The following is a 26910-nucleotide window of genomic DNA, read 5'->3' on the forward strand; positions in this document are numbered from 1 at the left end:
GAAAGGGGCAGGCGCCGATGAATCGCAATGAATTACGCAAGGCCGACATCAACCTGATGGTGGTGTTCGAAGCACTGATGCTGGAACGCAACGTCACGCGTGTGGCAGAGAAGCTGTTTCTCGGCCAACCGACCATCAGCTCTGCCCTCAACCGCTTGCGTACCTTATTCAATGACCCGCTGTTCATTCGCGTCGGCCACCGCATGGAGCCCACGGCGCGGGCCGAGGAAATCATCCAGCATTTGTCGCCAGCGCTGGACTCGTTGTCCTCGGCCTTGAGTCTGACCCATGACTTCGACCCGTCGATCAGCACCATGACCTTTCGCATCGGCCTGTCCGATGATGTCGAGTTCGGCCTGTTGCCGCCGTTGCTGCGCGCCCTGCGCCAGGAAGCGCCGCAAGTGGTGTTCGTGGTGCAACATGTGGACTACTGGCGCATCCCGGACCTGCTGGCCTCTGGCGATATCACCGTCGGCATCACCCAGACCCGTGGCCTGCCAGCGAATGCCAAGCGCAAGCTGTTGCGCCATATCCGCCCGCGCATCCTGCGTGCCGATGCCTCGGACGCACCGCTGACCCTCGACGAATACTGCTCACGGCCCCACGTGCTGGTGTCCCACACCGCCAACGTGGCGGGGTTCGCCGATGAATGGCTGGCGGAAATCGGCCGCAAGCGCCACGTGGTGTTGTCGGTGCCGCAATACAGCGCACTGCCGGCGTTGCTCGCCGGCACCGACCTGATCGCCAGCTTGCCGGACTACACCGCCGAGGCCATGGCCGTGTCGGGCCACCTGTTCTGCGAGCCGTTCCCGTTCGAGACGCCGACCCTGGATTTGTCCATGGTCTGGCTCAGCCACGTGGACACTGACCCGGCCGAGCGCTGGGTACGCTCACGACTGGAGGCGTTCATGAGTGATCGTGGGTTGGCGACCAAGGCCTGACTCCGTGGTATATCTAGGATTCTTCCTACCAAAGACTCGGAGCCCTACATGCCACACCTGCATCTGGAATACACCGCCAACCTGACGAACCTGGCCGTTGAGAAAACCCTGCTACGGCTCAACAACGTGTTGATGGTGTCTGGCCAGTTCGGTTCCGAATTCGATATCAAAAGCCGTGCCGTCAAGGTCGAGACGTTCCAGGTGGGCACCTCCCTCGACCCTCGCGGTTTTATCGCGGTGAAGCTGTCGCTGCTCAGCGGGCGGTCGCCTCAGGTCAAGAAGCAGTTGTCGGAAAGCCTGTTGGCTGCCTTGCAGGACCTGGGCGACTGGCCGGCGGGCGTACAAGTTCAGCTGTGTGTTCTGTTGGTGGATATGGATCGCGATTCCTACAGCAAGGTCGCAATCGGTTAAGCCCTACAACAACCCCTGATCCGCACACACTTTCACTACTTGCTCGCGAAACCAGGTATTGGCGCTGTCCTGCTCACTGGTTTCGTTCCACTGCATCTCCAGGGTGAACCCCGGCAAACCGTTCGGCGCTTCGCAATGGCCGAACACCGTGGACGGCGCCAGCAATTTTTGCACGCGGCGCGGCAGGGTGACGATGAAGTCCGTGCCGGTGATCATCTTCAAGGCTGCGCTGTAGCTGTTGGCACGGGCGATGACCTGGCGCTTGTGGGCCTGGCGTGCGAGCCAGCCGTCGATCATGTTGGTGTCGGAGGTCCACGGCGTGGGGAACACGTGGCGGCGCTCGACGAAGGACTGCAGGCTGAAGGCCGGCTCCCGTGGCGCCGAGCGTTTGTCGAATACGCACACCAAGTCGTCCTCCAGCAGCATTTGGGTGCGGAAATCTTTGTGGGCGCGGTGGAAGTTGGGGCCGAAGCAGATCACCAGGTCGAGGCGACCTTCGCGCAGGTCGTCGGCGGGGATGTCGGTTTCCAGCTTCTGCACATTGACGATCACCGGCAGGTCGGCGCGGTCGAAGTTTTTCAACAGGCGCGGCAGGATCAACTGTTCGAAATATTCCGGCGCACACACGTTGAAGGTCACGGCCTTCTGCGTCGGATCGAAGGCTTGGCTGCCGGCGTGGCACAGGTTGATGCTTTCGAGGATCTTCTGCATATGGCCGTACATGGTGGTGGCCTTGTACGTCGGGCGCATGCCGGCGCGCGTGTTGATAAACAGCTCGTCTTCAAAACTGGTGCGCAGCTTCTTCAGGCTGTAGCTCACGGTGGACTGGCTGACAAACAGCGTTTCAGACACCTCGGTAACGCTGCTCTGGTCATAGACGGCGATAAACACCATCAAGTCCTGCATATCGAGCTTTCTGAGCAAGTTACTGTTTAGCATCGGTTTCGTCCGTAAACCCTTTGTACCGAACTCAGTACAAGACAGCACAAAAGCTTAACGGAACGAGCGTGCCAATAGAATGCTCTGTAGGGCGTTTCTATGTTTGGCGTGAGACAAATACTGTTTGCAACACGACCTCAGCGGATATGTCGTGCGTAATGCTTTGGGTTGAAGCGCGTCACGATCAACAGCATCACCACGATCACCGCCGTGAGCGACCACCAGGCCCATTCGAAGCTGCCCAGTTGATCGCGGATCATCCCGGCGATCAGCGGCGACAACCCGGCAATCAGGTAGCCGATGCCTTGCACAAATGCGGTGAGGCCACCGGCGCGGCGCGGGTTGTCCAGGTGGTCGAGGGACAGGATCAGGCTCATCGGGAACAGGCCGCCGATGCCCAGGCCGAGCAGGCAAGGCCACAGCAGGCTCAGGTGTTGCGGACTGAGGATCAGGCCGCAGAAACCCAGGATGATCAGCACCAGCAACACCGCTACCACGCCGCGTTTATCCTGGCGACGGTTGGCGATGGCGGGGGTGATCAGGCCGGAGACGACTTCCATGGCCGTCAGGAAACCCAGCAGCAAGCCGGCGTTCTGTTCACTCCAACCTTGCTCCACGTAGTACGGCGCCAGCCAGGCGAGTACGCAGGTGTAGGACGCGGTACCGAGCCCGAAAAATACCGCGAGCAACCAGGCGCGACCGTTGCCGAAAAATGATTCTTGAGGGCCCGCAGCGGCTTGGGGCAGTGGCGGCAACACCGAGCGTTGCGCGTACCAAAACATCAAGGCCAGCAACGCCAGCACCGACCAGATCGCCAGGCCGATGCGCCAACTGCCGGTCTGCACCTGCACGAACGGTGCAAACGACGCCGCCAGCGCCGCGCCGCCCATGATCGCGGTGACGTACAGGCCCATGAACAGCGAGACATTGTCACTGAACCGCGATTTGATCAGCGCCGGCATCAGCGCCTGGATCATCGCAATCCCCACGCCGGCGGCGATGGCGCTGACAATCAACTCCAGCGCCGAATCGAGGAACAACCGCGACAGCGTCGCCACGCCAATCACCACCAGTGACACCACGATGCTGCGGTGCTCGCCAAAACGTTTGGCCACGCCCATTCCAAAGAACATCGCCAAGCCCATGGCCATCACCGGCAACATGGTCAGCAGGGCCGCGCTGCTGAAACTCAACGGCACGTCGCCACGAATCGAGGACAACAGGGGGCCGACAGCGGCCATTGAGGGGCGCAGGTTGAGGGCGACCAGCACGACACTGATCATCAGCCAGACGGCGGTGGTGGGTTTTGTTTGGACGGTTTCCATGGGACGGCCTTGAGTGAACAAGGGCGAATCAGGCCATGGGCGGGAGGAGGGGGCAAATGAGAAAGTCGCAGGGGCTATCTAAAAAATGCGGATGACTTTGTAGCGAGGGAGCAAGCTCCCTCGCTACAAAAGATCGTTATCGGCTAAAGGGACCGGATCACATGCTTGATCTCCTGAAACGCCGCTAACCCCCACGGCCCCAACTCGCGGCCAAGGCTGCTCTGCTTGTAACCGCCCCACGCGGCCTGCGGGAAGATCACCTGCGGTGCGTTGATCCACACCAGCCCGGCCTGCAAGGCATTCGCTACACGCTCGGCAGTTTCGGGGCTGGCGCTGACCACACTCGCCACCAAACCGAAATCGCTGTCGTTGGCCAGAGCAATGGCCTCGGCTCGCGAGGTGAAACGTCGTACACAGAGTACCGGGCCGAAGATCTCTTCGTTCCACAATGCGCTGTTCAGCGGCACGTCGGTGAACACGGTCGGGCGGATGAAAAAGCCCTTCGGCAGGTCCGCCGGGCGTTCACCGCCACACAGCAAACGTGCGCCATCCGCAACGCCGCGCTGGATGTGCCCTAACACGCGTTGATATTGCACGCGGTTGATCAACGCGCCCATTTCCACGTCATCGGCAAACGGGTCAGCCACGCGAATGCCTTCAGCCCGTGCCCGTATACGTTCCAGGAATTCATCCGCCAGGCTGTCGGCTACCAGCACGCGACTGGTGGCCGAACACATCTGCCCGGCGTTGAAAAACCCACCGCCACAGGCCAGTTCCACCGCCAGGTCCAGGTCGGCATCCGCCAACACCAGCAAGGAGGATTTGCCGCCCAGTTCCAGGCTCACACCCTTGATGGTTTCGGCTGCGCGCTGCATCACTTGCACGCCGACGGCGTTGCTGCCGGTGAAGGAAATCTTCGCCACGCGGCGATCCGTCGCCAGTGGCGCGCCCACTTCCAGGCCCGTGCCGCACACCAGGTTGAACACCCCGGCCGGCAAGCCCGCCTCGGCGATAATCCGCGCCAGTTGCAGTTCCGCCAACGGCGTGACTTCCGATGGCTTGAGCACCACGCAGCAACCGGCCGCCAGGGCGGGAGCGAGTTTCCAGGCGGTGGTGACCATCGGGAAATTCCACGGCACGATCAGCCCGACCACACCGCACGGCTCACGACGCAGACGTGCACTGAAATCCGCGTTGGGCAATGCCACCGGGCTATCCTGGCTGGCATCCATCGCTTCGGCCACGCTGGCGTAATAGTCGAAGGTGGCGATCACATCGTCCACATCAATCGCGGCTTCAAACAGCGGTTTGCCGTTGTTGCTCGACTGCAGGTGCATCAACTGTTCGCGCTGCTCGCTGACGCCTTGGGCGATCTTGCGCAACAGCGCGGCGCGGTCGCGACCGGTGCTTTTTGACCAGTCGATGAACGCGGCGCTGGCGGCGTCGACCGCCTGGGTGACCGTGCTCGCATCGCCGACGCTGACGTGGGCCAGGACGGCTTCAGTCGCGGGGTTGATCACCTCAAGCGAGACCAGTCCGGCACGCCATGCCCCATTGATATACACACCGTTCAATACCGCACTCATTCCGCCACCGCCTTCATCCACAGCCCCTGTTCGATTTCAATCAGTGTCGGCCCTTGGCGATCAGCCGCAGCGCGTAGTGCCGCACGTAACGACTCAATCCCTTGAATGCTGTCGGCGGCGCAACCGAGTGCCTTGGCCACCCCGATAAAGTCCGGCGTGTAGATGTCTACGCCGACCGGCTCGATGGCGCGGTTGACCATGTATTTCTTGATCTCTTCATAGCCGTGGTTATTCCACAGCAGCACGATCACCGGCGTGCGCGCTTCCACGGCGCTGGCCAGTTCCGGCAGGGAGAATTGCAGGCCGCCGTCGCCGATCAGGCACACCACCGGCTGCCCATCGCCACGCCCCAGCCAGGCGCCGATGGCGGCGGGCAGGGCGTAGCCCAAGGTGCCGTAGCCGGTGGACGAGTTGAACCAGCGGCGCGGGTGGTCGAGGTTCAGGGTCAGGTTGCCGCTGTACACCGGTTGGGTGGAGTCGCCCACCAGTACGGCGTTGGGCAATTCTTCGAGGACGGTATTGAGGAACAGGGTTTGCGCGCGGGTGGCGGCGTCCCAGCTGGGGGTCAGTTCCGCCCACAGGCGCGCTACGCGTTCAGCGCCCCACGCGCTGTTACGCGGTGGCAAGGGTTTGCTGCTCAGTTCGGTCAGCAAGGCCTCTGCGGCAATTTGTGCATCAGCCACCAAGGCCACTTGCGGCGGGTAGTTGCGCACGGTCTGGTCGGGGTCGATATCGATGCGCAGCAGCGCGCCGGGAATCTCGAAACCGCCGGCGAAGGTCACGTCGTAGTCGGTTTCCGCCAGCTCGGTGCCGATGGCCAGCACCACGTCCGCTTCGGCCACCAGTGCGCGGGTGGCGACCAAGGTCTGGGTCGAGCCGATCAGCAGTGGGTGGCGGGCAGGCAGCATGCCTTTGGCGTTGATGGTCAGGGCCACCGGCGCGCCGAGGGCTTCGGCCAGTCGGGTCAGTTCCGGCGCTGCGTCGATGGCGCCGCCACCGGCCAGGATCAAGGGTTTCTTGGCCGCTGCGAGCAGCTGGCTCATTTGCTTGACCGCCGACGGCGCCGCGCCGGCACGGGCCACGCTGACCGGTTCACTGCCCAGCAGTGCATCGGCATTTTCCACCAGCACATCCAGCGGGATTTCGATGTGCACCGGACGCGGCCGCCCGGCCTGGAACAACGCAAACGCCCGCGCCAACACGCCGGGCAGCTCCGCCGCCGACATCAGGGTATGGGAGAACGCCGCCACGCCGGCCATCATCGCGCCCTGGTTGGGCAGCTCATGCAGCTTGCCGCGCCCGCCGCCCAATTGGCTGCGCGACTGCACGCTGGAAATCACCAGCATCGGGATCGAGTCGGCATAAGCCTGGCCCATGGCGGTGGTGATATTGGTCATGCCGGGGCCGGTGATGATGAAGCACACGCCGGGTTTGCCGCTGGTGCGCGCGTAACCGTCGGCCATGAAGCCGGCGCCCTGTTCGTGGCGCGGGGTGACGTGGCGGATGCTGGAACGGGCCAGGCCGCGATACAACTCCACGGTGTGCACGCCGGGGATGCCAAACACCTGGTCCACGCCGTAGCCTTCCAGGAGGTTGACCAATACTTCGCCGCAGGTCGCCATATAGGTCGCTCTTATTGTTGAGGTAAGGCGTTATTGGACCGGCTGGCCTGTAGCGGCAACAATCGATAAAAAGTCATACTAGCCATGTCCTCACGTCATGGCTGCGCCCCGATGAAACGCCTCCCGCCACTGCCCGCGCTGCACACCTTCTGGGTCACGGCCCAGTGCTGCAACTTCACCCGCGCCGCCGAGCAACTGCACATCACCCAGGGCGCGGTGAGCCGGCAGATTGCCGGGCTGGAAAGTCATTTGGGTTATGCGCTGTTCCAACGCCAGGCGCGTGGCTTGAGCCTGACCGAAGAGGGCCGCGAATGGTCACTGCGCGCACAGCAGGTGTTTGGCCTGCTCGGCGAGGCGGTGGAGCAGATCGGCAGTCGCCGCCAGGTCCTGCAACTCAAGGCGTCCACCTGTGTGATGCGCTGGCTGCTGCCGCGCCTGATGCAATGGCAGAAGGAACGCCCGGACGTGCCGGTGGAACTCACCACCACCGTGGCCTACACCGTGGACTTTCGCCGCGAGCAATTCGACGCGGCGGTGATCTATGCGCCCATCGCCGAGCAATCGGCCGAGGCGCGGCATCTGTTCGATGAACAGCTCACGCCGGTCTGCGCGCCGGCACTGCTCGCGGGCTTGCACACACCGCAAGATTTGCAGCAACAGGTCTTGCTGCACCCCACGCGGGATGAACGGGATTGGGCATTGTGGCTCAAGGCGGCGCAGACGCGACTGGGCAATTTGAGCCAAGGCCATCATTTTGAAACGCTGGATTTGGCGATGACGGTGGCGTCGCAAGGTTCCGGCGTGGCGATTGGCGACAGTGCGTTGATTGGCGAGGATTTGAAGGCGGGGCGGTTGGTGATGCCGTTTGAGCTGCGGGTGCCGACGGGGATGGGGTATTACTTGGTATATCCGCCGGGCACCGAGCCTTCGGCGGGTCTTAAAGCTCTGATGGATTGGTTGGTCATGAACGCCAATTCCCCCCCTGTAGGAGCCGGCAAGCCGGGCTCCTACAGGGATGGGGCGTATCAGTAACCCACGGTGAAACGCTGGCGGGAGTGCTTTGGTGCTTCGACTTCGTTGATCAACGCAATCGCATAATCCGCAAAACTGATCCAACTGCGGCCTTCACTGCTCACCAACAGATCATCCTGGCCCACGCGGAATTGACCGGTGCGGTCCGTCTCGACGAACTCCGCCGACGGCGACAGGAAGGTCCAGTCCAGTTCCTTTTCCTGACGCAGTACATCAAGAAACTCAGCGCCGGCACTGGCTTCGGCTTTGTATTCGGCAGGGAAGCCAGGGCTGTCGATCACTCGGCTACCGTCCGGCAGCAACAGCGAGCCGGCGCCGCCCACCACCAGCAGGCGTTTTACCCCGGCCTTTTTCACCGGCTCGATCACGGCGCTGGCGGGCAGGGTGGCGAAGTGCGCCGCACTGATTACCACGTCGCTGCCACTCACCGCCTGTTGCAGGGCGTTGGCATCCAGGGCGTCGACTTGTTTGACGGTGACGCCAGGGCGCACGGCCAGCGTGTCGGTATTGCGTGCGATGGCGATGACGGTGTGCCCGCGACGCAGCGCTTCTTCCAGCAATTGGCTACCGGCACGGCCAGTGGCCCCAATGATTGCAATCTTGCTCATGACGTTCTCCAATACGTTAGGGTTTGAAACGGTTCACCACTTCATTTCGCCCTTGGCGACTTTGGCGCTCAGTTCCAGCGAGCTTTCGTCGGCGAGGGTGGGGTAACGCTTTTTCATGGCCGCGATCAGGGCGACGGAATCCTTGGCCTTGGCGGTCTCGGCGTCGAAGGCCTTGATATAGTCGGCGGTAAAGGCCACCGATTGCAACGTCGGTGTGCCGAGGTAGTGGCCCGGGATCACGGTCTTTGGTTTCAGCTGTTGGATGCGTTGCAGTGTCGCCAGCCAGTCTTTATGGGACTGCGCGCTCTGGGTATCGGCCATCCACAGGTGGATGTTTTCGGAGACGACCACGCCACCGACCACGGCCTTGATCGACGGGATCCACACAAAGCTGCGATCCGGCTGTGGGCCGTCCAGGCCGATGACCTCCAGTGGCTGGCCTTCCAGGCTCAGGCTGTGGCCTTCGAGGACCTGCGGCACGATAGTTTGGGCCGGCTTGTCGGCGCCCATTTTCGGGCCCCAGAACTCAAGCTTGCCGGCCACGGTGGCATTGATGTGGTCGACCACCGGTTGCGGCGCCAGCACCTTGGCCTCGGGGAAGGCGGCGGTGAGGGTGTCGAGGCCGAAGTAGTAGTCCGGGTCGCCATGGCTGATGTAGATGGTGGTGAGGTGCTTGCCGCTGGCGCGGATCTTCTGCACCAATTGCTCGGCCTGGCCTTTGCCGAATTGGGCGTCCACCAGGATCGCGTCCTTGGCGCCGCTGACCAATACCGAGCTGACCGGGAAGATCGCGGCTTCGCCTGGGTTGTATACGTCCAGCTTCAGCTCGGCCGCAGCCGCATGGGCGGCGAACGCCAGGGCGGCGGTGGCCAGGGTCAGGCGCTTGAAGGTTGAGAACATCGGGCAGCTCCAGCATCGGTAAAGGATGCACAGAGCTTAGTTGCACAAAACCAGACTAAAAATGCGATGCTGGGACATAGTTTGTTTCTGAAATCGGGCAGATCATGGATCGTCTTCAAGCAATGCGCGTGTTTGTCACGGTGGTGGACCTGGGCAGCCAGTCCGCCGCCGCCGATCATCTGGACCTGTCGCGGCCGGTGGTGTCGCGCTACCTGGCAGAGCTGGAAGACTGGGTCGGCGCCCGTTTGCTGCACCGCACCACGCGCAAGCTCAGCTTGACGGCAGCGGGCAGTGAAACCCTGCCACGCTGTCGGCAATTGCTGGAGTTGTGTTGCGACATGCAAGCCGCCGTCAGCGAGCCCGATGAAGCGCCCCGTGGTTTGCTGCGCTTGAGCGTCAGCACGTCGTTCGGCCAGGCGCAATTGGCCCAGGCCATTGCCGAATACGTCAAGCGCTACCCGCTGGTGACGGTCGACCTGCAGATGCTCGATCGCACGGTGAACCTGGTGGATGAGCGCATCGACCTGGCTATCCGCACCAGCAGCGACCTGGACCCCAATCTCATTGCCCGGCGCCTCACGGTGTGCCGCTCGGTGGTGTGTGCCTCGCCGGCTTACCTGCTGGAGCACCCAGCGCCGCAGAAGGTCGAAGACCTCGCCGGACATAATTGCCTCACCCATTCCTATTTCGGCAAAAGCCTGTGGCATTTCGAGGAGCGGGGTGAGCCGGTCTCGGTGCAGATCATCGGCAACATCACCTCCAACGAGGCCAGTACGTTGTTACGCGTGACGTTGGCCGGTGCCGGAGTGTCGATGTTGCCTACTTACCAGGCCGGCGATTACATCCGGCGCGGCGAACTGGTGCGCCTGCTGCCCGACGCCGAGCCACGGCAGATGAACATCTATGCGGTGTACGCCTCGCGCAAGCACATGCCGTCGGCGTTGCGCAGCTTGCTGGATTTCCTGGTGCTGAGGTTTCCGGAAGAGCCGGCGTGGGATGTCGGGCTCTAGGCTGGAATCAACCGGTTGAATGTCGTCCGATAATGGCAACTTGGCCGGGTTGACCTATGCTTTAGACAGCACCCTGTAGATCCGCAGAGGTCTGTGCCATGAGCATTAAAACCAGAAAGTACCTGATGATTTTCAGCCTGTGCGCCATTGCCAGCGCACTTTACGGGACCGCCGCCTACCGCGTGGAGCAGACCCGTATGCAGCCGACCTTTGCGATCAGCTGCCATCAGGATCAATGCGTGCCCCGCACCGGCAGTTTCAGCGCGCTCAGGTAGCCGATGGTTCGGCTTTCAACTGCTCGCGAAACGCCTTGGGTGAGAACCCGACCCGTCGGCGGAACAGCCGAGAGAAGTTGGTTGGGTCGGAAAATCCCAGCACTTCCGACATCTCATTGATGGTCATGCTGGTGTACGTCAGCAAACGCTTGGCTTCCAGCAATTGGCGGTCATGCATGATCTGCAACGCAGGTTGCCCACCCAATTCCCGACACGTCCCGTTCAGGTGTGAGACCGAGATGCCCAGCTTGTGGGCAAGATCCTCGATCTTGGGGTGTTCGCGGTAATGCTGCTCGACCAACTGGGTAAAGCGCCGGAAGTATTCACGCCCCCGTGGCGCCCTTGGGTGACGGCGCTGGATGGCCTGGCGGCTGATCCATACCAGCAACACGCTGACCAACGCGTGCATCATCATGTCCCGTGCCGGTTGTTCGTCGGCGTATTCATCCTGCAAGCGGGCGAACTGGCTGTTCAGGTAATCACTGTCTTTGCCCGCCGGGTAACTGCCGAGCGTTTGTAAACCGTCCACGGTGGCGCCCAATTGTGTTTGCAGGTGGCTGACCAACGGCGCCGAAAGCGTCACTACGTAGCCTTCGACGTCCTCAGGAAAACGGAACCCGTGCACGCACAAGGGCGGCAGGACTTGCAGGGTTGCTTCGTTCAGGGTGGTGCGCTGGCCTTCGATTTCCAACTGTGCCTGGCCTTTGTGCACGTAGAGCAACTGGCACAGATCCGCGTGCCGGTGGGGTTGGATTTCCCACTGGTATTCCCGACTGCGCCGGGAAATGGTTTCGCAGTGCAACAAATCGGGGGTGGGCCATTGCTGGTGTTCCCCGTAAAGCTTGAAGACCGGAATTGCGGTTTTGGTCATGGTTTCAACCCGATACTCGGAAGAGTGGTGCGGTAATCGCCCCGATTGGCAAAAAGCGCAGGCTTTGGCGCAGTTTTCACCTTCTTATGCCGCTCACTCAAGTGAAAAATGTCAGCAACAAGACCAATGACAACTCTTTCACCCGATCCGTTCGAGTGGAACTTGCGGGCTATAAAAATAATGAAAACGCTGAAAACCCAAGTCGCCATTATCGGCGCCGGTCCTTCCGGACTGCTGCTTGGCCAACTGCTGCATCAGGCAGGGATCGAGACCCTTATCCTAGAGCGTCAGAGCGCCGACTACGTGCAAAGCCGCATCCGTGCCGGCGTGCTGGAACAAGGCATGGTCGACCTGCTGAGACAGGCCGGCGTCAGCCAGCGCATGGACAACGAAGGCCTGGTGCATGACGGTTTCGAGTTGGCGCTGAACGGCCGGTTGACCCATATCGATCTCAAGGGCCTGACCGGCGGTCATTCGGTGATGATCTACGGCCAGACCGAAGTCACCCGCGACCTGATGACCGCCCGTGCCGCCGCAGGCGCCACTACCCTGTATGAAGCGCGCAATGTGCAGCCCCACGCTGTCAAAAGTGATCGACCCTGGCTGACCTTTGAACATCAGGGCGAATCCTTTCGCCTGGAGTGCGATTACATCGCCGGTTGCGACGGTTATCACGGCATTGCGCGCCAATCGATCCCGGCTGAATCGCTCAAGGTCTTTGAAAGGGTCTACCCGTTCGGCTGGCTGGGCATCCTCGCCGACACACCGCCCGTTCACCCTGAGTTGGTCTACGCCAAACACCCGCGCGGGTTCGCCCTGTGCAGCATGCGTTCGCCGACGCGCAGCCGGTATTACCTGCAGGTGCCTGTGGAGGAACCGATTGACGAATGGTCCGACGCCCGCTTCTGGGATGAACTGAAAACCCGCCTGCCCAGCCACCTTGCAGAACACCTGGTCACCGGTCCATCGATCGAAAAAAGCATCGCACCGCTGCGCAGTTTTGTAGTGGAACCGATGCAGTACGGGCGCCTGTTCCTGCTCGGCGACGCGGCGCATATCGTGCCGCCGACCGGAGCCAAGGGCTTGAACCTGGCGGCTAGTGATGTGAGTACGCTGTACCGGATTCTGCTCAAGGTCTACGGCGAAGGGCGCGTGGATCTGCTGGAGCGTTACTCCGCCATCTGTCTGCGGCGGGTGTGGAAGGCCGAGCGGTTTTCCTGGTGGATGACCTCAATGTTGCACCAGTTTCCCGAGGCCGACGGTTTCAGTCAGCGCATCGCCGAGAGTGAGCTTGACTACTTCATCCACTCCGAGGCGGGGCGCAAGACCATCGCAGAAAATTACGTCGGACTTCCTTACGAAGCTATCGAATAGCCTGCTATCGTATCGAGCATTCCCGTGGGCCGCCTTTTCCCACGGGCCTTGCTCGAAGGTCTTGCCGTGACGCACCTCAATCAGCCTGCTCCGCCACTGCCCGCTGTGCGCAGTATTCTCGCCTCACTGATGATGGCGATCTTCCTGGGGGCGCTGGACCAGACCATTGTCGCCGTGTCCATGCCCGCTATTTCCGCCCAGTTCCACGACGTCAACCTGCTGGCCTGGGTCATCTCCGGCTACATGGTGGCGATGACCGTGGCGGTGCCGATCTATGGCAAGCTCGGCGACCTGTACGGGCGGCGGCCAATGATGCTGATCGGCATGGGTCTGTTCACCCTGGCCTCGCTGTTCTGCGGCATGGCGCAAAGCATGGAGCAACTGGTGCTGGCGCGGATCCTCCAGGGCATCGGCGCCGGCGGCATGATCTCGGTGAGCCAGGCGATCATCGGCGATATCATCCCGCCCCGCGAACGCGGTCGCTACCAGGGCTATTTCAGCAGCATGTACGCGGTGGCCAGCGTGGCCGGGCCGGTGCTGGGCGGCTACATGACCGAATACCTGTCGTGGCGCTGGGTGTTTCTGATCAACTTGCCCTTGGGCGCCGGCGCCTGGTACGTGGCCCATCGCACGCTGGTGGGCCTGCCGGTGCCGCAGCGCAAGCCGATCATCGATTACCTCGGCACTGTGCTGATGATCATCGGCTTGACCGCCTTGCTGCTGGGCATCACTGAAGTCGGCCAGGGCCATCACTGGCGTGACGATCAGGTGCTGGGCCTGTTGGCCTGTGCGCTGGTGGCATTGACGGTGTTTGTCTGGCATGAGCGCCGGGCGCGAGAGCCGTTGTTGCCGATGCATTTGTTTGCCAACCGCAGCGCGGTGCTGTGCTGGTGCACGATCTTTTTCACCAGCTTCCAGGCGATTTCCCTGACGGTGCTGATGCCGCTGCGGTATCAGACGGTGACCGGTTCCGGTGCTGACAGCGCGGCCCTGCACCTGTTGCCGTTGGCCATGGGCTTGCCGATGGGGGCTTATTTTGCCGGGCGCATGACCTCGGTGACCGGGCGCTATAAGCCAATGATCCTCAGCGGTGCGTTGCTGAGCCCCTTCGCGATTCTCGGCATGGCCTTGAGCGCGCCCCAAGCGGTGGGGCTGACGGCCCTGTTCATGCTGCTGTGCGGGATCGCCGCCGGCATGCAATTCCCGACGTCCCTGGTGGGCACGCAAAACTCGGTGGAACAGCGCGATATCGGCGTCGCCACCAGCACCACCAACCTGTTCCGTTCCCTGGGCGGGGCGGTGGGGGTGGCGTGCATGTCGGCGCTGTTGCTGGCGCTGTTGCAGGATTCCAGCTTCGCCCACCTGGCCAGCGGCGCGTTGGTGGCCGAAGGCAGTTCCGGCAACGTGCTGCTCGACGGCCTCAACGCCGCCCCCGGCCCGGCGCAAGATGCCCTGCGCGGGGAGTTGGCTGTGACGTTCCGGCATTTGTTGATGGTCAGTGCGGCGGTGTCACTGCTGGGGCTGGCGGCGGCAATCGCGATGCCTAATCGGGTGCTGCGTGGCCGTGAAGACAAGGCCAAGTAGTCTCAGGGGCTGTAATAACCCACCGCCACCATGAAATGCCCGGCCTTGCGCACATACGCATGCTTGTTCTCGACCTTGTCGGTCACCGGGTTTTTCCAGCGGTATTTGTATTCGCCCTGATCCTGCTCGGCCATCAACTTGAGGATCGGCTCGCCCACCGGCTTGCCGTCCGGGTCCTTGATCTTGCTGAAGTCGGTGTTGACCAGTCGCAGGTTGGTGCCGTGGGCTACATAGCGCTGGGTATCGAGGTCCACCACGAACACATAAAGGTCATCCTGCAGGAAACCGCCCTGCAATGAGTTGATGGCCTTGAGTGTCCCGGTTTCATCCTTGAGCAAGGCGGTTGCCGCTTTGTTGCGCAGGGCCCGGGCCTGTTCCGGCGTGGCCCGTGGCAGGTAATAACCCACCGCGAGAATGCGTTCGCCCACGCGCTGATAAAACACATGCTTGTGTTCGACCTTGCCATCGTTCCAGTTCTGCCAGCGATAGTCGGCCTGCTGGATGCCCTGGCCTTCCGGCACTCTGAGCGCATCCTTGAAGGACTGGCGCAAATCCGGCCCGAGCACTTCGGATACATCGCGGCCGATCAAGGCGGAGGAGGGGCCACCGCTGGCCAGTAGGACGCCTTGGGTGTCGACCACGAACACATAGCGGTCGTGGTCGACGAATTCGCCCTGTCGGCTGAAGGCGGCAAACGCCTTGTCGCCGTTGCTCTGGTAGTAGGCCAAGGCTTTTTCCAGCAGCGCCTTGGCCGCCTGGGCGTCTTCATCCTGAGTCGTTGCGGCGTGCACCTGGCTGAAACACAACAGCAGCAGCCAGGTGAGTCGGAACACTGCCTTCATTATCCGTCCCTCGTTCTTGTTGGTGTGACAAGAGCGTAGACGGTCGCGGGCAACTCAGAAGGGTTTGGTCGGCAGGTACTTGCCATCCAGGGTGATTACCGCGCGAGAGCCGCCGTCCGGGTCCTCGACCTTCTTGATGTCCAGCTTGAAGTTGATCGCACTGATGATGCCGTCGCCAAACTGCTCATGGACCAGCGCCTTGAGGGTGGTGCCGTAGACCTGGAGCATTTCGTAGAAACGGTACATCGTCGGGTCGGTCGGCACGCCGCCGGGGAAGCTGCCGCGCAGGGGCACGCTTTGCAACAGGCGGCTGGCGTCCTGGTCCAGGCCGAGCTTGTCGCACACCGCATCCGCGGCGTCCTTGGGCAGCGGGTGCTGGCCGAGCAGGGCGGCGGTGACGAACGCCAGGCTGAGCCCGGTGCCGTCGGTGAGGTCCTGCCAGGACAGGTTCTTGCGGGCCTTGAGATCGATAACGGTGTCGGCCAGGGCCAGGCGTGGGGTTTGGGAGAAGTTGGATTGCAACATGGTGATGTCCTCTGGGTTGAAATGGGGTCAGGCCGCGTGGATCTGATTGAGCAGCGACACGAAGCGCCCGCTGCGGCTGTCCAGGGCGTCGATGGCGCCGGTTTCGATGTCGTACACCCAGCCGTGCAACGTCAGTCGGCCTTGTTCCAGGGCCAGGGCGACGGAGGGGTGGGTCTTGAGATTGGCCAACTGGGCGATCACGTTTTCGCGCACCAAGTCGCTCAAGCGGGCGGCATCGGATGTGTGCTGGCGTGCGGCGTTGATCACCTTGGCTGACTCGGCATGGCGCAACCAGTTGGCCACGGCCGGCAGGTGATCCAGGCATTTGCAGGTGGAGATGGCGGTCATCGCGCCGCAGTCGGAATGGCCGCAGATCACAATGTCACTGACCCCCAGCACCGCCACCGCGTATTCGACGGTGGCCGACACACCACCCGGCTCCGGGCCGTAGGACGGCACGATGTTGCCGGCGTTGCGGATCACGAACAGATCGCCCGGTTCCTGCTGGGTCAGCAGCTCGGGAACCACACGGCTGTCGGAACAGGACACAAATAGCGTGCGCGGGGTTTGCGTGGTCGCCAGGTGTTTGAACAGGTCGCTGCGTTGGGCAAAGGCTTCGGCCTGGAATTTGCGGAAGCCGTCGATGAGATGTTGCATGGGAAGTTCTCCTTGCGTCGCTGATGGGGCAAGGATGGAAGTTTTCAGCTATAGCGTCCAAGACCGGCTTATTATGGTTTCTATTGGTCATGCCTATAGTTGGGGGCTTCGATGCTGTTGCGCCATATCCGTTACCTGCTGGCGGTGGCTGAACACCGCAATTTCACCCGCGCCGCCGAGGCGCTGCATGTGTCGCAGCCGACCTTGTCGCAGCAGATCAAGCAGTTGGAAGACACCTTGGGTGCGCCGCTGCTGGACCGCTCCGGGCGCAGCGTGAGCCTGACCGATGCCGGTGAAGCCTATGTGCGCTTTGCGCGGCTGGCCTTGCAGGACCTGCAGGCCGGCACCCGCGCCATGCATGACGTGCAGGACTTGAGCCGAGGCAACCTGCGCCTGGCCATGACGCCGACCTTTACCGCCTACCTGATCGGGCCGTTGCTGGCGCAGTTCAATCAGCGCTATCCGGGCATTACCGTGAGCATCGAGGAACTGACCCAGGACCGCATGGAAACCGCCTTGGCGGAAGACGCGCTGGATATCGGCATTGGTTTTACCGGCGAGCATCTGCCGGACATCGAGTGCGAAGGGCTGTTTGTTGAAACGCTGAGTGGGGTGGTCGGCGCCAACCATCCGGGGTTGCACAGTTGGCAGTGGCTGGCGCAACCCCTGGTGTTGTTGAACACCGGCTTTGCGACCCGCCGCTACATCGATGATTACTGCCGTGCCCAGGGGATAAGGCCGTTGATTGCGATGGAGGCCAACTCCATCAGCGCAATCATCGAAATCGTGCGCAGCACGGCGCTGGCAACCATCCTGCCCAGCGCGATCGCCGAGGCCCAGCCAGGGTTGAACGCGGTGGCGATCAGCCCGGCATTACCCCAACGCACCGTGGCACTGCTGAGCCGCAAGGGCGCCTATCGCAGTGCCGCGTGTCGCGCCTTCGTGGCGTTGATCAAGGCGCGGCCAGCCACTGGCTGACGACAGCGTCATAGGCCCCCGTGGCCTGGCTCAGGTGCAGCCATTGATCGACGTAGCTTTTCCAGGCCACATCATCACGGGGCAACAGGAAGGCTTTTTCGCTGTACTGCATCTGCCGCTCGGGGTTCACCGCACACAGCCCCGGCTTGAGCTTCTGCTGGTAACGCGCTTCGCTGGCGTCGGTGATCATCACATCGGCCTTGCCCGCCAGCAGTTCGTCGAAAATGGTCACGTTGTCGTGCAGGCGGATCTTCGCCTGGCCCAAGTGGGCGCGGGCGAATACTTCGTTGGTGCCGCCGGCGGGTTCGATCACGCGGACTTGGGGCTGGTTGATCTGTTCGACGCTCTGGTAGCGCTGCACATCGGCACAGCGCACCAACGGGATCTTGCCGTCGACGCCCAGGGATTGGCTGAAGAAGGCTTTTTTCTGGCGCTCCAGCGACACCGAAATGCCGCCTACGGCGATGTCACAGCGCTGGGCCAGGAAGTCCGGCATCAGGGTTTTCCAGGTGGTCGGCACCCATTGGATTTTTGCGTTGAGGCTCTTGGCCAGGGACTCGGCCATGGCGATGTCGATGCCTTCGTAGCGGCCATCGGCGCGCAGCGAGGTGTAGGGCTTGTAGTCGCCGGTGGTGCAGACCGTCAGCGTGCCGCGTTGCAACACCTGGTCAAGGCGCGACGGCGCGGTGTCGGCCAGGGCGCTGGTGGCCAGACTTGCCAGTACACAGAGGGCGAAGGGAGCTTTCATGCGGTCGAGTCCTTGGGGCATGGGCGTGGGCGCTCATTATTTCCAGCACCGGGCACGGTAGCAAGGTGTGGCGAATGTTTAGCCAAGTCGCAACCAAACTCCGCCAACCCTGAATTTAATCACCTGTGCTGGCGTGTGACGCTGGCGGTTATCTCTAGCACTGTGATCCTCGCATGGACGGCTCTTCCGACATCCACCCCGCGACACTGCCGTCCGATCTCGCGTTCTGGGCCCTGTTCCACTGCCGACACGCACGCCCACCAGATACTGCATTCCTACGTTGATCCATCCCCTGGATGGCGCGCACCTGCGCGCCTGCCTGACCCACACGTATGAGAATGCCCATGAGTGTCTTTGCCTGCCTGCACGAGGCCCAGTCCTTCCTTGAACAGAACCCGGACATCGAGATGTTCGAGCTGTTTATCCTCGATAACAATGGCGTGCCACGCGGCAAGTTGCTGCACCGCGATGAGTTGCTGGCGGTGTATGAAAGTGGCCGGCCTTTGCCCAGTACCATTCTTGGCCTGACCATCAATGGCGACGACGTGGAAAACTCCGGGCTGGTGTGGGAAGTGGGTGATATCGATTGCCGCGCCTACCCGATCAGCGGCAGTTTGCAGCGCATGCCGTGGCGCCTGATTCCGACAGCGGCCGTGCAAGTCAGCATGCACCCCACCGAAGGCCTGCCCGCCACCGTCGCCGACCCCCGGCACTTGCTGGCCAAGGTGATCGATGGACTCAAGGCCGACGGCTATTACCCGGTGATGGCGGCGGAACTGGAGTTCTACCTGCTCGACCAGAAACCCGACAGCCACGGCCGTCCGCAGCCGGCGCGGGATGTGGACGGCGGTCGCCCGCGTTCGACTCAGGTCTACGGCCTGCGCGAGCTGGAGCAGATCGAGCCTTTCCTCGCTGATCTCTATAGCGCCTGCAAACTGCAAGGCATCCCGGCGCGAACGGCCATCTCCGAATACGCCCCTGGCCAGGTGGAAATCACCCTGGAACACCGCGCCGACGCCCTGCAAGCCATGGACGAAGCGGTGCGCTACAAACGCCTGGTCAAGGGTGTGGCGCACAAACACGGGATGACCGCCTGCTTCATGGCCAAGCCGTTCGACGACCTGGCTGGCACCGGCATGCACATGCACGTCAGCCTGGCAGACGCCGAGGGCAACAACCTGTTCGCCAGCGAAGCCACCGACGGTACGCCGCTGCTGCGCCACGCCGTGGGCGGCATGCTCAGCACCCTGCTCGATTCCTTGCTGATGTTCTGCCCGAATGCCAACTCCTACCGCCGCTTCCAGACCAACAGCTACGCCCCGCTGGCCGCCACCTGGGGCGTGGACAACCGCACCGTCAGCCTGCGCGTGCCTGGCGGTCCGGCGAATTCCCGGCATATCGAGCACCGCATCTGCGGCGCCGACGCCAACCCCTACCTGGCCGCTGCCGCGATCCTGGCCGGCATCCATCGCGGTATCCGCGAACAGCGCGACCCTGGCGCCCCGGTTGAAGGCAATGGCTACGCCCAGGCCAAGGAGTTGCTGCCCACCGACTGGCTGACCACCTTGCGCGCCCTGGAAGGGTCGAGCTGGGCGCGGGACGCGTTTGGCAGTGAATTCCTCGGCGTGTACCTAGCGGTCAAGCGCGCCGAATACCGCCAGTTCATGGGCGAGGTGGGCGAGCAGGATTGGCGCTGGTATCTGCATCAGGCGTGAACCGGCTTCGGTGGTGAACGTTTCGACCTTTTTTTGACATTGCACTGGTTAAGCTGCAAATCAAGGTCGTTCACTGCCGTTCCACCCACATGAGCCCGCGATGTTGCCACAACCACCCTCATCCATCGAGATCGAATACGCCGAGCGCTGTGACCGCGAACACGCCAGGGTCTGCGGCGATACACGCCCGCCAGGGCTGCGGCAGCGCCTGGCGTCGTGGCGCGACGAGTGGCTGGTGCGCCAGGCGCTGAAAGTCGCGGGCGAGCCTGGGTTGGTGTTGGACCTGGCCTGTGGCTCGGGGCGCTTTTGGCCCGTGCTGGCCGAACACGTCAACCGGGTGATCCTGGCGTCGGACAACTCCCAGGACATGCTCGACCATGCCCGCACCCATCACCCGGCGTCGTTGCTCAAGCGCGTCAAGACGTTCCAGGGCTCAGCGTTTTCCATCGGGTTGTCGGCGAATGCGGTGGACTGCATTTTCTGCCTGGAATTGTTTCGTCATGTGCCCAGCAGTGAAGGGCGCTCGGCCCTGCTACGCGAGTTCCACCGGGTCAGCCGCGACACGGTGATTGTCTCGGTCCATTCCCGCACTGCCGTCGAAGATGAGTTCCGCCAGGCGGGCTTCAAGGTCCTGCATCATCAGGAATTCATGCCGGGCTCAAGCCTGTGGCGGGTCTACGTGCTGCGTAAGAGAGGATAAGTCCCGCCTGTCGGACTATTCTTCAACTCCTGTCTGAGTTTTCATGGTTGCCTGTGCACTACGGATGCTCGCTAGCCCCTTTCGCGATATATACTGCGCGCCATTCTTCAAGGGAGAGCCGTGTGGCCATCGATATTCACTGGATCTGCGACAACGATAGCCTCGGCCAGCATTGCGCCGAATGGCAGCAGTTGCCATTCGTCGCCCTCGACACCGAATTCATGCGGGTCGACACCTTTTATCCCATTGCCGGGCTGATCCAGATTGGTGATGGCGTACGCGCTTACCTGATCGATCCCCTGACCATCGACAACTGGCAACCCTTGGCCGCCTTGCTGGAGAACCCGGCGGTGATCAAGGTGGTGCATGCCTGCAGCGAAGACCTCGAAGTGTTGCTGCGCTTGACCGGCAGCCTGCCGGTGCCATTGTTCGACACCCAACTGGCGGCGGCTTACCTGAACCTCGGTTTCTCCATGGGCTACTCGCGCCTGGTGCAAGCCGTGCTGGATATCGAGTTGCCCAAGGGCGAGACCCGTTCCGACTGGCTGCAGCGGCCCTTGTCCGAGACGCAGGTCAGCTACGCCGCCGAAGACGCGGTGCACTTGGCCGAGGTTTACACCCGCCTGCGTCCGCAACTGTCGGACGACAAGTACGCCTGGGTGCTGGAAGACGGCGCGGAGTTGGTCGCCAACCTGCGCCGCGAAGTCGACCCGTACGAGGTGTACCGCGACGCCAAGCTGGCCTGGAAGCTGTCCCGCGCCCAACTGGCTGTACTGCGTGAGCTGTGCGCCTGGCGCGAGCAGCAGGCGCGCGCCCGTGACCTGCCGCGCAACCGCATCATTCGCGAACACTCATTGTGGCCCCTGGCCAAATCCCAGCCGGATAACCTCGCCGCCCTGGGCAAGATCGAAGACATGCACCCGCGCACCGTGCGTCAGGACGGCCAGTTCCTGCTGGACCTGATCAAGCGAGCCGGCAGCGTGCCGATGGACCAGTGGCCGCCCGCCGTTGCCGAACCGTTGCCGGTGGATGCCGCCGCACTGATCAAGCAATTGCGTGCCCTTGGCCAAGCTGAAGCCGAACGCCTGGAGATGGCGCCGGAACTGATGCTGCGCAAGAAAACCCTCGAAGCCCTGGTCAAAAGTGGCTACCCCGATGGGCCTTATAAACTGCCAGACTCGCTGCGTGGCTGGCGCCGCGAGTTGATGGGCCAGGCGCTGCTCGACAGCCTGGCCACCGCCGGAGAACAGCCTTGAAACGTATCTGCTCCATCTACCGCAGCCCTAAACGCGCCGGCATGTACCTTTACGTCCTGAAAAGCGATGCCCTCGAGCGCGTGCCTGAAGGCCTGCTCACCGTATTCGGCAAGCCGGTACACGCGTTCAACCTGGTGCTGACGCCTGAGCGCAAGCTGCAACAGGAAGACATCGTGCAGGTGCTGGAAAACCTCGACAAACAGGGTTACCACCTGCAAATGCCGCCACCCGAGGACGAGTACATCGAACACTTGCCCGAAGAGCTGCTGCGTCGCAACGACCCGATGTGATCGACCCGTGCTCCGTCCGGGGCACGTGCTTCAATGGAATCGTATAAGTGGGCGGTGGCCGTAAGGATGCGGGCAGCCGTCCGTACTGTTTTGAAAGGTTTTATGCATGCGTGTTCTGATTGCTGAACAGGATCACCCGCTCTACGCCCAATTGCTCGGCGAAGCGGCACCGGACCTTGAGGTGCTCACCAGCGGCGACTCGGCCGAGCTGTCGCGCCTGGCCGCCGATTGCCCGGTTTGGCTGGGCCAGCCAGACCTGCTGGCGACGTTGTTGCGCCAAGGTCATCACCCGCAATGGCTGCAATCGACCTGGGCCGGTATCACGCCGCTGCTGGCCGATGGCTTGCCCCGCGACTATCGCCTGACCCGTGCGGTCGGTATCTACGGCCAGGTCATGGCTGAATTCGTGCTCACCTATATGCTCGGCCACGAGCGTGAAGTGCTGGCGCGGCTGGTCAGCCAGGTCGAGCGCAAATGGGACAACCGCATGGGCCAGAGCCTGGCGGGGCGCAAGGCGTTGATCGTGGGCACCGGCGATATCGGCCAGGGTGTTGCCGAGTTCCTGGTGCCGTTCGGCGTGAAGCTGTACGGCATTGCCAGCGCCGCCCGCGAGCAGGCGCCGTTTATCGAAGTGGCCGGGATGGACCAGTTGGGCCGCCTGGTGGGCGAGGTGGATTACGTGATCAACCTGCTGCCCAACACACCCAACACCCATGACCTGTACGACGCGGCGCTGTTCAAGCAATTCAAGCCGACCGGGTTGTTTATCAATGTCGGGCGTGGCGTGTCCGTCGTGGACGCGGACCTGGTCGAGGCGCTGAAGGAAGGGCACCTGGCCGGCGCGGTGATCGATGTGTGCCGCCAGGAACCGCTGCCGCAACGGCATCCGTTCTGGACCGCCTGGGGGCTGTTGCTGACGGGGCACAGCTCGGCGCCAACGTCGCCGGAGCTGATGGTGGAGTTGTTTGTGCAAAACCTGCGGGCGTATCAAGCCAAAAAAGCACTGCGTGGGACCGTGGATTTCGAACGAGGTTACTGATCCGAATACAGTGGCATTGACATCTGCGCTGACAGTCAAGCGGGAACTGCTTCCCTGGGTATTAACACCCAGTGAACGCCAACCAGGCCGAAAGGCGAGGGTGGCAGGACGTATTCCCGCTATGGACAGGTCACTACTATGCACACCATCAATGCCCTACGTACTCCATCATATTCCGTAACAAGCGCAGGTGATCAAACACCGCCACCCTCGACGAACCTCCCGCTACAGTCGCCAAACCGTCAGGTGCAGACCCCGACGCTCGACAACCCGGCGGCGTTGAAAAGGGCTTTCGGCGACAGTTGCAACTGGCTAGCCCTGGCAAAAAAACTCAAGGGTGTCACACAAGCCTTGAGCGAGGCTTATCCTGATCAAGCGCTGGCAGCGCCGCATCAGCAAGGCAGCGGTTTTCAGGCAGACTTGGCAGCACGCTTGAAAAACACCACGATCTACGTGTGTGAAGACTCCACCTATTTTCAGCAGCATCCGCTGACGTCTTCCAACCTGGAAGCGTTTCTGGCGGCCAGTGGCTTGAGCGTACCCAAATCCATCGGCGCGCTGATCGAACTCAATAACGTGGTCGCCAGAAACGCTCAGGTACATCCCCTGGGCAATTTCAGTGGCGCACTCGCCTGGCCGGTACCGTTGTCGAAACAGAGCCAGGATTCGTTGGCCGCCTGGCTGCAAAGTGATTCGTCCGGCCTGCCGGGGTTGCCATTGGCCGAGGGTGCCAAAGGGGTGTTGGGGCATTTGCTCAGTGGCAGTGCTGTGTCCGAGTCTGACTTGAAGAGGCCGAGCCTGGCGATTGAGAAACTGCTCGGCTCACCCAAGGCCCAGGCGCTAGGGAAAGCCCTGCAGGACAAATTGGGTGGTATTGCCACGGACACCAGCATCAATGACTACCTTTTGGCAGCTATTCATGTCGGGCTTGATCCAGAATCATTCGGGCGTCCTGCCCCCAACAGTGTCGCCGGGTTTGACCTGGCCCAGCGTTCACACTGGGGTAAACCCGCGTCGGTAGTGATCCAGGGGTTGGCCGAGCACTTGAGGGTAAAGGGCAGAGCCACCCGGCAGACGGCAGATTTGGCCGCACGTCTACTGCTGGCTCGCCAGGCCCCTGAGTTGCTGGTCAAGGGCGTTCCTTCCAGCGTGACATATGGCAGCCTGCTCTGGACCCAATTTGCGATAGCCACGGCCAAGCTTGAGGCGGACTCCCCCGGCCGAGTCCTGAACATGACCTATAGCGAAGTCCTGGTCGCAGCCGAAGAGATCGGCCCCGGCCTACCGGGCGTTCAAGCGGCCCAGCGCAACGCCCTGACTCTATGGGCAGCGGCCAACGGTGGTGTTAATGGGCGCGACACTTCGCCTGCCGCAGGTGAAATGGAACGCATCCGGCTCGCCTACAACAACCAGTTAAGTGTCCTGACGTCTGCAGCGACCTTGCTGCAGACTGAAATACCCGACCGCAAGGCGTTGGCGCTTGCCCAGCTCAAAGCGGCCTTTCCTGATGTGGAAGCCCACGTCTTTGAAGCAAAGACCTTGCAGAAAGCCTGGCTCAATCCAGGTCGGCCCGGGGTGTTTCCTGGCATGCGTTCGATGATTGATATCGTCATGGAGGGGGACACGCTGGGTGATAAGGAGCATTGGATTTCCGGGGATAAACGCATTCCCATCCAGCGCTTCTGTGCATTGTCCGAAAGCGGCAAGCTGGATGTGTCGGGTGCATTCGCCAGCGCCTATGAGCAAAGCCTCAAAGCCCTTGAAAACGGGCATGAGGGTTTGGTTCGCTACCTGATTTCCACGCTGGCGCCTGAAGATAGAATGAACTTCGAATATGGCCGGCTGGAGTTTTTTCACACGAATGACTACACCATGGCCATGGACCTCACCACCCCCCTGGCTTTGAAAACCCGGGGGCATACCCTCGATGTCAAGGTAACCCGTGGCGGCGAGATGCATATTTATGAGATCGACACCCGCACGTTCAGCATAAAAAACCGCGACTACTTAAGATCACGCTACACACCGCCCTATACAACCAAGAAGCTGGAAGATCGCAACGCAAGTACCGTTAGCAAGACGGTGCTGTTCGATCCCTTCAAGGACGAGGCGGCCCAGGCCCACGAAAAAAAAGCGGCAGCAGCCTTGCCTGACAGCTTGGGGTCCGAACGCAGTAAATACATTGCGAAGGTTTTCGCCAAGTCTCTCGACTTGCACAATGAAGACCTGCTCAACCACGCCAGGGGCTTCACGTCCTACGACCAGGGGCGTGCCCGGAATGATGCGATAGGTGAGTTCTTTCTCAACCTCATTCCCTTGCGATCGGCCATCGTCAATTTCAGTAACGGCAACTACGGGGCAGGCCTGTTTGACCTCGGGCTGGATGTCATAGGCCTCGTGACGCTGGGGGCCGGGAAGGCTGCACAGGCGAGCAGATTGCTGTCCAAAGGTATTTCCAGTCTAGGTGCGGCGACCAAAGCCGTGCGCTTGCTGGGGGCTACCGCCGTCGAGGCGTTCAACCCCTTCAGTGGTTTGGGGGATTTGGCCAAGGGAGGCGCCCGTTTGCTTGCCAAAGGTGCGCAGAAAGGCGTGGAAACTGTCAATAAGCTCAGGGGGGTCAGTGGCAGTTATGACCTGCTCAAGGCCGCCAGCAAACACTACGGTGAAGCAGCGACCGGCAGCCTCAACATAGCGGGCCAAAGCACTGAAAACGGTGCAGTGCTCCTTAAGGGCAAATGGTACGGTTTCGACCCTGACAAGATGCGGCCCTACGGCCCGCCCCTTGACGGGTTCACGCCAAGAACCCGGGCTGTGGACGGTGCGATCAGCCCCGCGAATATCGAGCCCTCCAGAGCATTGAGCAATACTCAATCTGGCAACTACAAGGTACCGGCATCGAGCATTAAAGGGCTTACACCTGACAGCCGGGGCGTGTACGTCGCTGCTGATGGGCACCTGTCGCATATCCGTCATACCGACAGCACCGGCCTGAGCGCCGTGTACGAAGTACGCCAGGTGACCCGTACGGCAGACGGGGCCGTGCAAGCGCGGATCTATCACAACAACCGGCAAACCCCTCTGCTGGTCGAGCATGTCCAGGGTGACCAATGGCAACGTCTCGGCGCTCAGGGCGGTGGCCTGCCGTCGGTCAAGTCGGACCTTGGGCCGGAGATCGGGCGGGGTGGAGAGGGCATTATCTACGCGAGCCTGGATGGCAAGAGTGTTTACAAAGACCTGGGACCGACGCGACTGACCACTGCCGAGGGCCACACCGATATGGAGGTGGTCAACCTGAATAAATACTACGGCGAAGGCTTTGCCGTGGTGATGATTGATGAGGGGCGTAAATACATAAAGATGGGCAGGATCGACGGCATCGACCTCAGCCAGATTGAAAAGGGCAGTTTGCCGGCATCCGCGCGCTCGTTACTCGACGATGCATTCGCAGAAATGGAAGCGAAGGACATTTTCCATAACGATCCTCAGTTGAAAAACTTCATGTACTCCGCAAGAGACAACAAGGTGTATCCCGTGGACATGGATGGCCTGCCTGGCGAATTTATGGTGCCGGGCGTCAGTGATGTGTACTACCGGAGTAAGGAAGAGGCACGCCGCAAGTTTAGCGAGCTTCTCACTCAGGCGGCTTGACAGCGTTACGCCGGACACTCCCTTGACTATGGAC

General features: G+C 61.8%; 25 protein-coding genes. 14 read left to right on the plus strand and 11 right to left on the minus strand.

The genetic code is table 11. The annotated features are described in order from the left end of the window. Positions 1-17 precede the first annotated feature (17 nt). Both ACP7EW_RS12550 and ACP7EW_RS12555 read left to right on the plus strand, forming a co-directional pair. Positions 18-941, plus strand: coding sequence for a LysR substrate-binding domain-containing protein (locus tag ACP7EW_RS12550; protein ID WP_426217329.1), 924 nt, complete (start codon positions 18-20; stop codon positions 939-941). A 48-nt stretch (positions 942-989) separates the two neighbouring features. Continuing rightward, positions 990-1352 (plus strand): 5-carboxymethyl-2-hydroxymuconate Delta-isomerase, encoded by a 363-nt coding sequence (locus ACP7EW_RS12555; RefSeq protein ID WP_426217331.1) that lies wholly within the window; start codon positions 990-992, stop codon positions 1350-1352. 3 nt (positions 1353-1355) lie between these two features. Here the strand turns inward: ACP7EW_RS12555 and ACP7EW_RS12560 are convergent, their stop codons facing one another. From ACP7EW_RS12560 to ACP7EW_RS12575, 4 genes are all read right to left on the minus strand, one after another. Next, positions 1356-2291 (minus strand): LysR family transcriptional regulator, encoded by a 936-nt coding sequence (locus ACP7EW_RS12560; RefSeq protein WP_426217333.1) that lies wholly within the window; start codon positions 2289-2291, stop codon positions 1356-1358. A gap of 137 nt (positions 2292-2428) precedes the next feature. Further along, entirely contained in the window at positions 2429-3616 is a 1188-nt protein-coding gene (locus tag ACP7EW_RS12565; RefSeq protein ID WP_426217336.1) for a cyanate transporter, read from the minus strand. A gap of 143 nt (positions 3617-3759) precedes the next feature. Continuing rightward, on the minus strand, positions 3760-5202 hold the full coding sequence (locus ACP7EW_RS12570; RefSeq protein WP_426217338.1) for an aldehyde dehydrogenase family protein: 1443 nt from the start codon (positions 5200-5202) through the stop codon (positions 3760-3762). Next, on the minus strand, positions 5199-6824 hold the full coding sequence (locus tag ACP7EW_RS12575; protein ID WP_426217340.1) for a 5-guanidino-2-oxopentanoate decarboxylase: 1626 nt from the start codon (positions 6822-6824) through the stop codon (positions 5199-5201). Before ACP7EW_RS12575 ends, ACP7EW_RS12570 begins: the two co-directional genes overlap by 4 nt. Before the next feature lie 111 nt (positions 6825-6935). Here ACP7EW_RS12575 and ACP7EW_RS12580 point away from each other — a divergent pair, with 111 nt between their 5' ends. Further along, positions 6936-7856 carry a LysR substrate-binding domain-containing protein gene (locus tag ACP7EW_RS12580; RefSeq protein WP_426217342.1) on the plus strand — a complete coding sequence of 307 codons (921 nt, stop codon included), beginning with the start codon at positions 6936-6938 and terminating at the stop codon, positions 7854-7856. Here the strand turns inward: ACP7EW_RS12580 and ACP7EW_RS12585 are convergent. Together ACP7EW_RS12585 and ACP7EW_RS12590 are read right to left on the minus strand one after the other, a co-directional pair. Further along, entirely contained in the window at positions 7850-8464 is a 615-nt protein-coding gene (locus ACP7EW_RS12585; protein WP_426217344.1) for an NAD(P)-dependent oxidoreductase, read from the minus strand. The genes ACP7EW_RS12580 and ACP7EW_RS12585 overlap by 7 nt on opposite strands. A 33-nt stretch (positions 8465-8497) precedes the next feature. After that, positions 8498-9364 carry an MBL fold metallo-hydrolase gene (locus ACP7EW_RS12590; RefSeq protein ID WP_426217346.1) on the minus strand — a complete coding sequence of 289 codons (867 nt, stop codon included), beginning with the start codon at positions 9362-9364 and terminating at the stop codon, positions 8498-8500. A 104-nt stretch (positions 9365-9468) separates the two neighbouring features. Here ACP7EW_RS12590 and ACP7EW_RS12595 point away from each other — a divergent pair, with 104 nt between their 5' ends. Together ACP7EW_RS12595 and ACP7EW_RS12600 are read left to right on the plus strand one after the other, a co-directional pair. Beyond that, entirely contained in the window at positions 9469-10374 is a 906-nt protein-coding gene (locus ACP7EW_RS12595; RefSeq protein ID WP_426217348.1) for a LysR family transcriptional regulator, read from the plus strand. A gap of 98 nt (positions 10375-10472) precedes the next feature. Then, positions 10473-10649, plus strand: a complete 177-nt coding sequence (locus tag ACP7EW_RS12600; RefSeq protein ID WP_016975214.1) for a hypothetical protein — start codon at positions 10473-10475, stop codon at positions 10647-10649. Here ACP7EW_RS12600 and ACP7EW_RS12605 read toward each other — a convergent pair. Then, positions 10642-11520 (minus strand): helix-turn-helix domain-containing protein, encoded by an 879-nt coding sequence (locus ACP7EW_RS12605; protein WP_177076577.1) that lies wholly within the window; start codon positions 11518-11520, stop codon positions 10642-10644. The genes ACP7EW_RS12600 and ACP7EW_RS12605 overlap by 8 nt on opposite strands. A gap of 189 nt (positions 11521-11709) precedes the next feature. Between ACP7EW_RS12605 and pobA the strand changes: the two genes are divergently transcribed. Together pobA and ACP7EW_RS12615 are read left to right on the plus strand one after the other, a co-directional pair. Then, positions 11710-12894 (plus strand): 4-hydroxybenzoate 3-monooxygenase, encoded by a 1185-nt coding sequence (gene pobA, locus ACP7EW_RS12610; protein ID WP_426218055.1) that lies wholly within the window; start codon positions 11710-11712, stop codon positions 12892-12894. A gap of 66 nt (positions 12895-12960) precedes the next feature. Continuing rightward, positions 12961-14478, plus strand: coding sequence for an MDR family MFS transporter (locus tag ACP7EW_RS12615; protein ID WP_426218057.1), 1518 nt, complete (start codon positions 12961-12963; stop codon positions 14476-14478). A 2-nt stretch (positions 14479-14480) separates the two neighbouring features. Here ACP7EW_RS12615 and ACP7EW_RS12620 read toward each other — a convergent pair whose 3' ends face one another. The 3 genes from ACP7EW_RS12620 to ACP7EW_RS12630 are packed head-to-tail and all read right to left on the minus strand — an operon-like array spanning position 14481 to position 16502. Further along, positions 14481-15320, minus strand: coding sequence for a cache domain-containing protein (locus ACP7EW_RS12620; protein WP_426217350.1), 840 nt, complete (start codon positions 15318-15320; stop codon positions 14481-14483). A gap of 54 nt (positions 15321-15374) precedes the next feature. Then, positions 15375-15845 (minus strand): cyanase, encoded by a 471-nt coding sequence (cynS, locus tag ACP7EW_RS12625; protein WP_178955162.1) that lies wholly within the window; start codon positions 15843-15845, stop codon positions 15375-15377. Between the two features lie 27 nt (positions 15846-15872). After that, the gene (locus tag ACP7EW_RS12630; RefSeq protein WP_426217353.1) at positions 15873-16502 is read right to left on the minus strand and encodes a carbonic anhydrase; all 630 of its coding nucleotides are present in this window, start codon (positions 16500-16502) and stop codon (positions 15873-15875) included. A 111-nt stretch (positions 16503-16613) separates the two neighbouring features. On the opposite strand from ACP7EW_RS12630, the gene cynR reads away from it, so the two are divergent. Continuing rightward, the gene (cynR, locus tag ACP7EW_RS12635; protein WP_426217355.1) at positions 16614-17480 is read left to right on the plus strand and encodes a transcriptional regulator CynR; all 867 of its coding nucleotides are present in this window, start codon (positions 16614-16616) and stop codon (positions 17478-17480) included. Here cynR and ACP7EW_RS12640 read toward each other — a convergent pair. Next, on the minus strand, positions 17455-18228 hold the full coding sequence (locus tag ACP7EW_RS12640; protein ID WP_426217357.1) for a transporter substrate-binding domain-containing protein: 774 nt from the start codon (positions 18226-18228) through the stop codon (positions 17455-17457). The two genes, cynR and ACP7EW_RS12640, sit on opposite strands and share 26 nt — an antisense overlap. Before the next feature lie 344 nt (positions 18229-18572). Between ACP7EW_RS12640 and ACP7EW_RS12645 the strand changes: the two genes are divergently transcribed. From ACP7EW_RS12645 to ACP7EW_RS12670, 6 genes are all read left to right on the plus strand, one after another. Further along, positions 18573-19943: a glutamine synthetase family protein gene (locus ACP7EW_RS12645; protein WP_033902609.1), complete on the plus strand. Its 1371-nt coding sequence runs from the start codon at positions 18573-18575 to the stop codon at positions 19941-19943. Between the two features lie 100 nt (positions 19944-20043). After that, positions 20044-20643: a class I SAM-dependent methyltransferase gene (locus tag ACP7EW_RS12650; protein WP_426217360.1), complete on the plus strand. Its 600-nt coding sequence runs from the start codon at positions 20044-20046 to the stop codon at positions 20641-20643. 122 nt (positions 20644-20765) lie between these two features. Further along, complete coding sequence (rnd, locus tag ACP7EW_RS12655) at positions 20766-21899, plus strand: ribonuclease D (RefSeq protein WP_033902607.1); 1134 nt, start codon at positions 20766-20768, stop codon at positions 21897-21899. After that, the gene (locus ACP7EW_RS12660; RefSeq protein WP_033902606.1) at positions 21896-22189 is read left to right on the plus strand and encodes a YcgL domain-containing protein; all 294 of its coding nucleotides are present in this window, start codon (positions 21896-21898) and stop codon (positions 22187-22189) included. The genes rnd and ACP7EW_RS12660 overlap by 4 nt, the downstream gene beginning before the upstream one ends. A 106-nt stretch (positions 22190-22295) precedes the next feature. After that, positions 22296-23228, plus strand: a complete 933-nt coding sequence (locus ACP7EW_RS12665; RefSeq protein ID WP_426217363.1) for a D-2-hydroxyacid dehydrogenase — start codon at positions 22296-22298, stop codon at positions 23226-23228. A 138-nt stretch (positions 23229-23366) separates the two neighbouring features. Further along, the gene (locus tag ACP7EW_RS12670) at positions 23367-26876 is read left to right on the plus strand and encodes a hypothetical protein (RefSeq protein ID WP_426217365.1); all 3510 of its coding nucleotides are present in this window, start codon (positions 23367-23369) and stop codon (positions 26874-26876) included. Positions 26877-26910 lie beyond the last annotated feature (34 nt).

Origin of the sequence: Pseudomonas sp. DWRC2-2, assembly GCF_049897885.1 — a bacterium.
GTDB lineage: Bacteria > Pseudomonadota > Gammaproteobacteria > Pseudomonadales > Pseudomonadaceae > Aquipseudomonas > Aquipseudomonas azotoformans_A.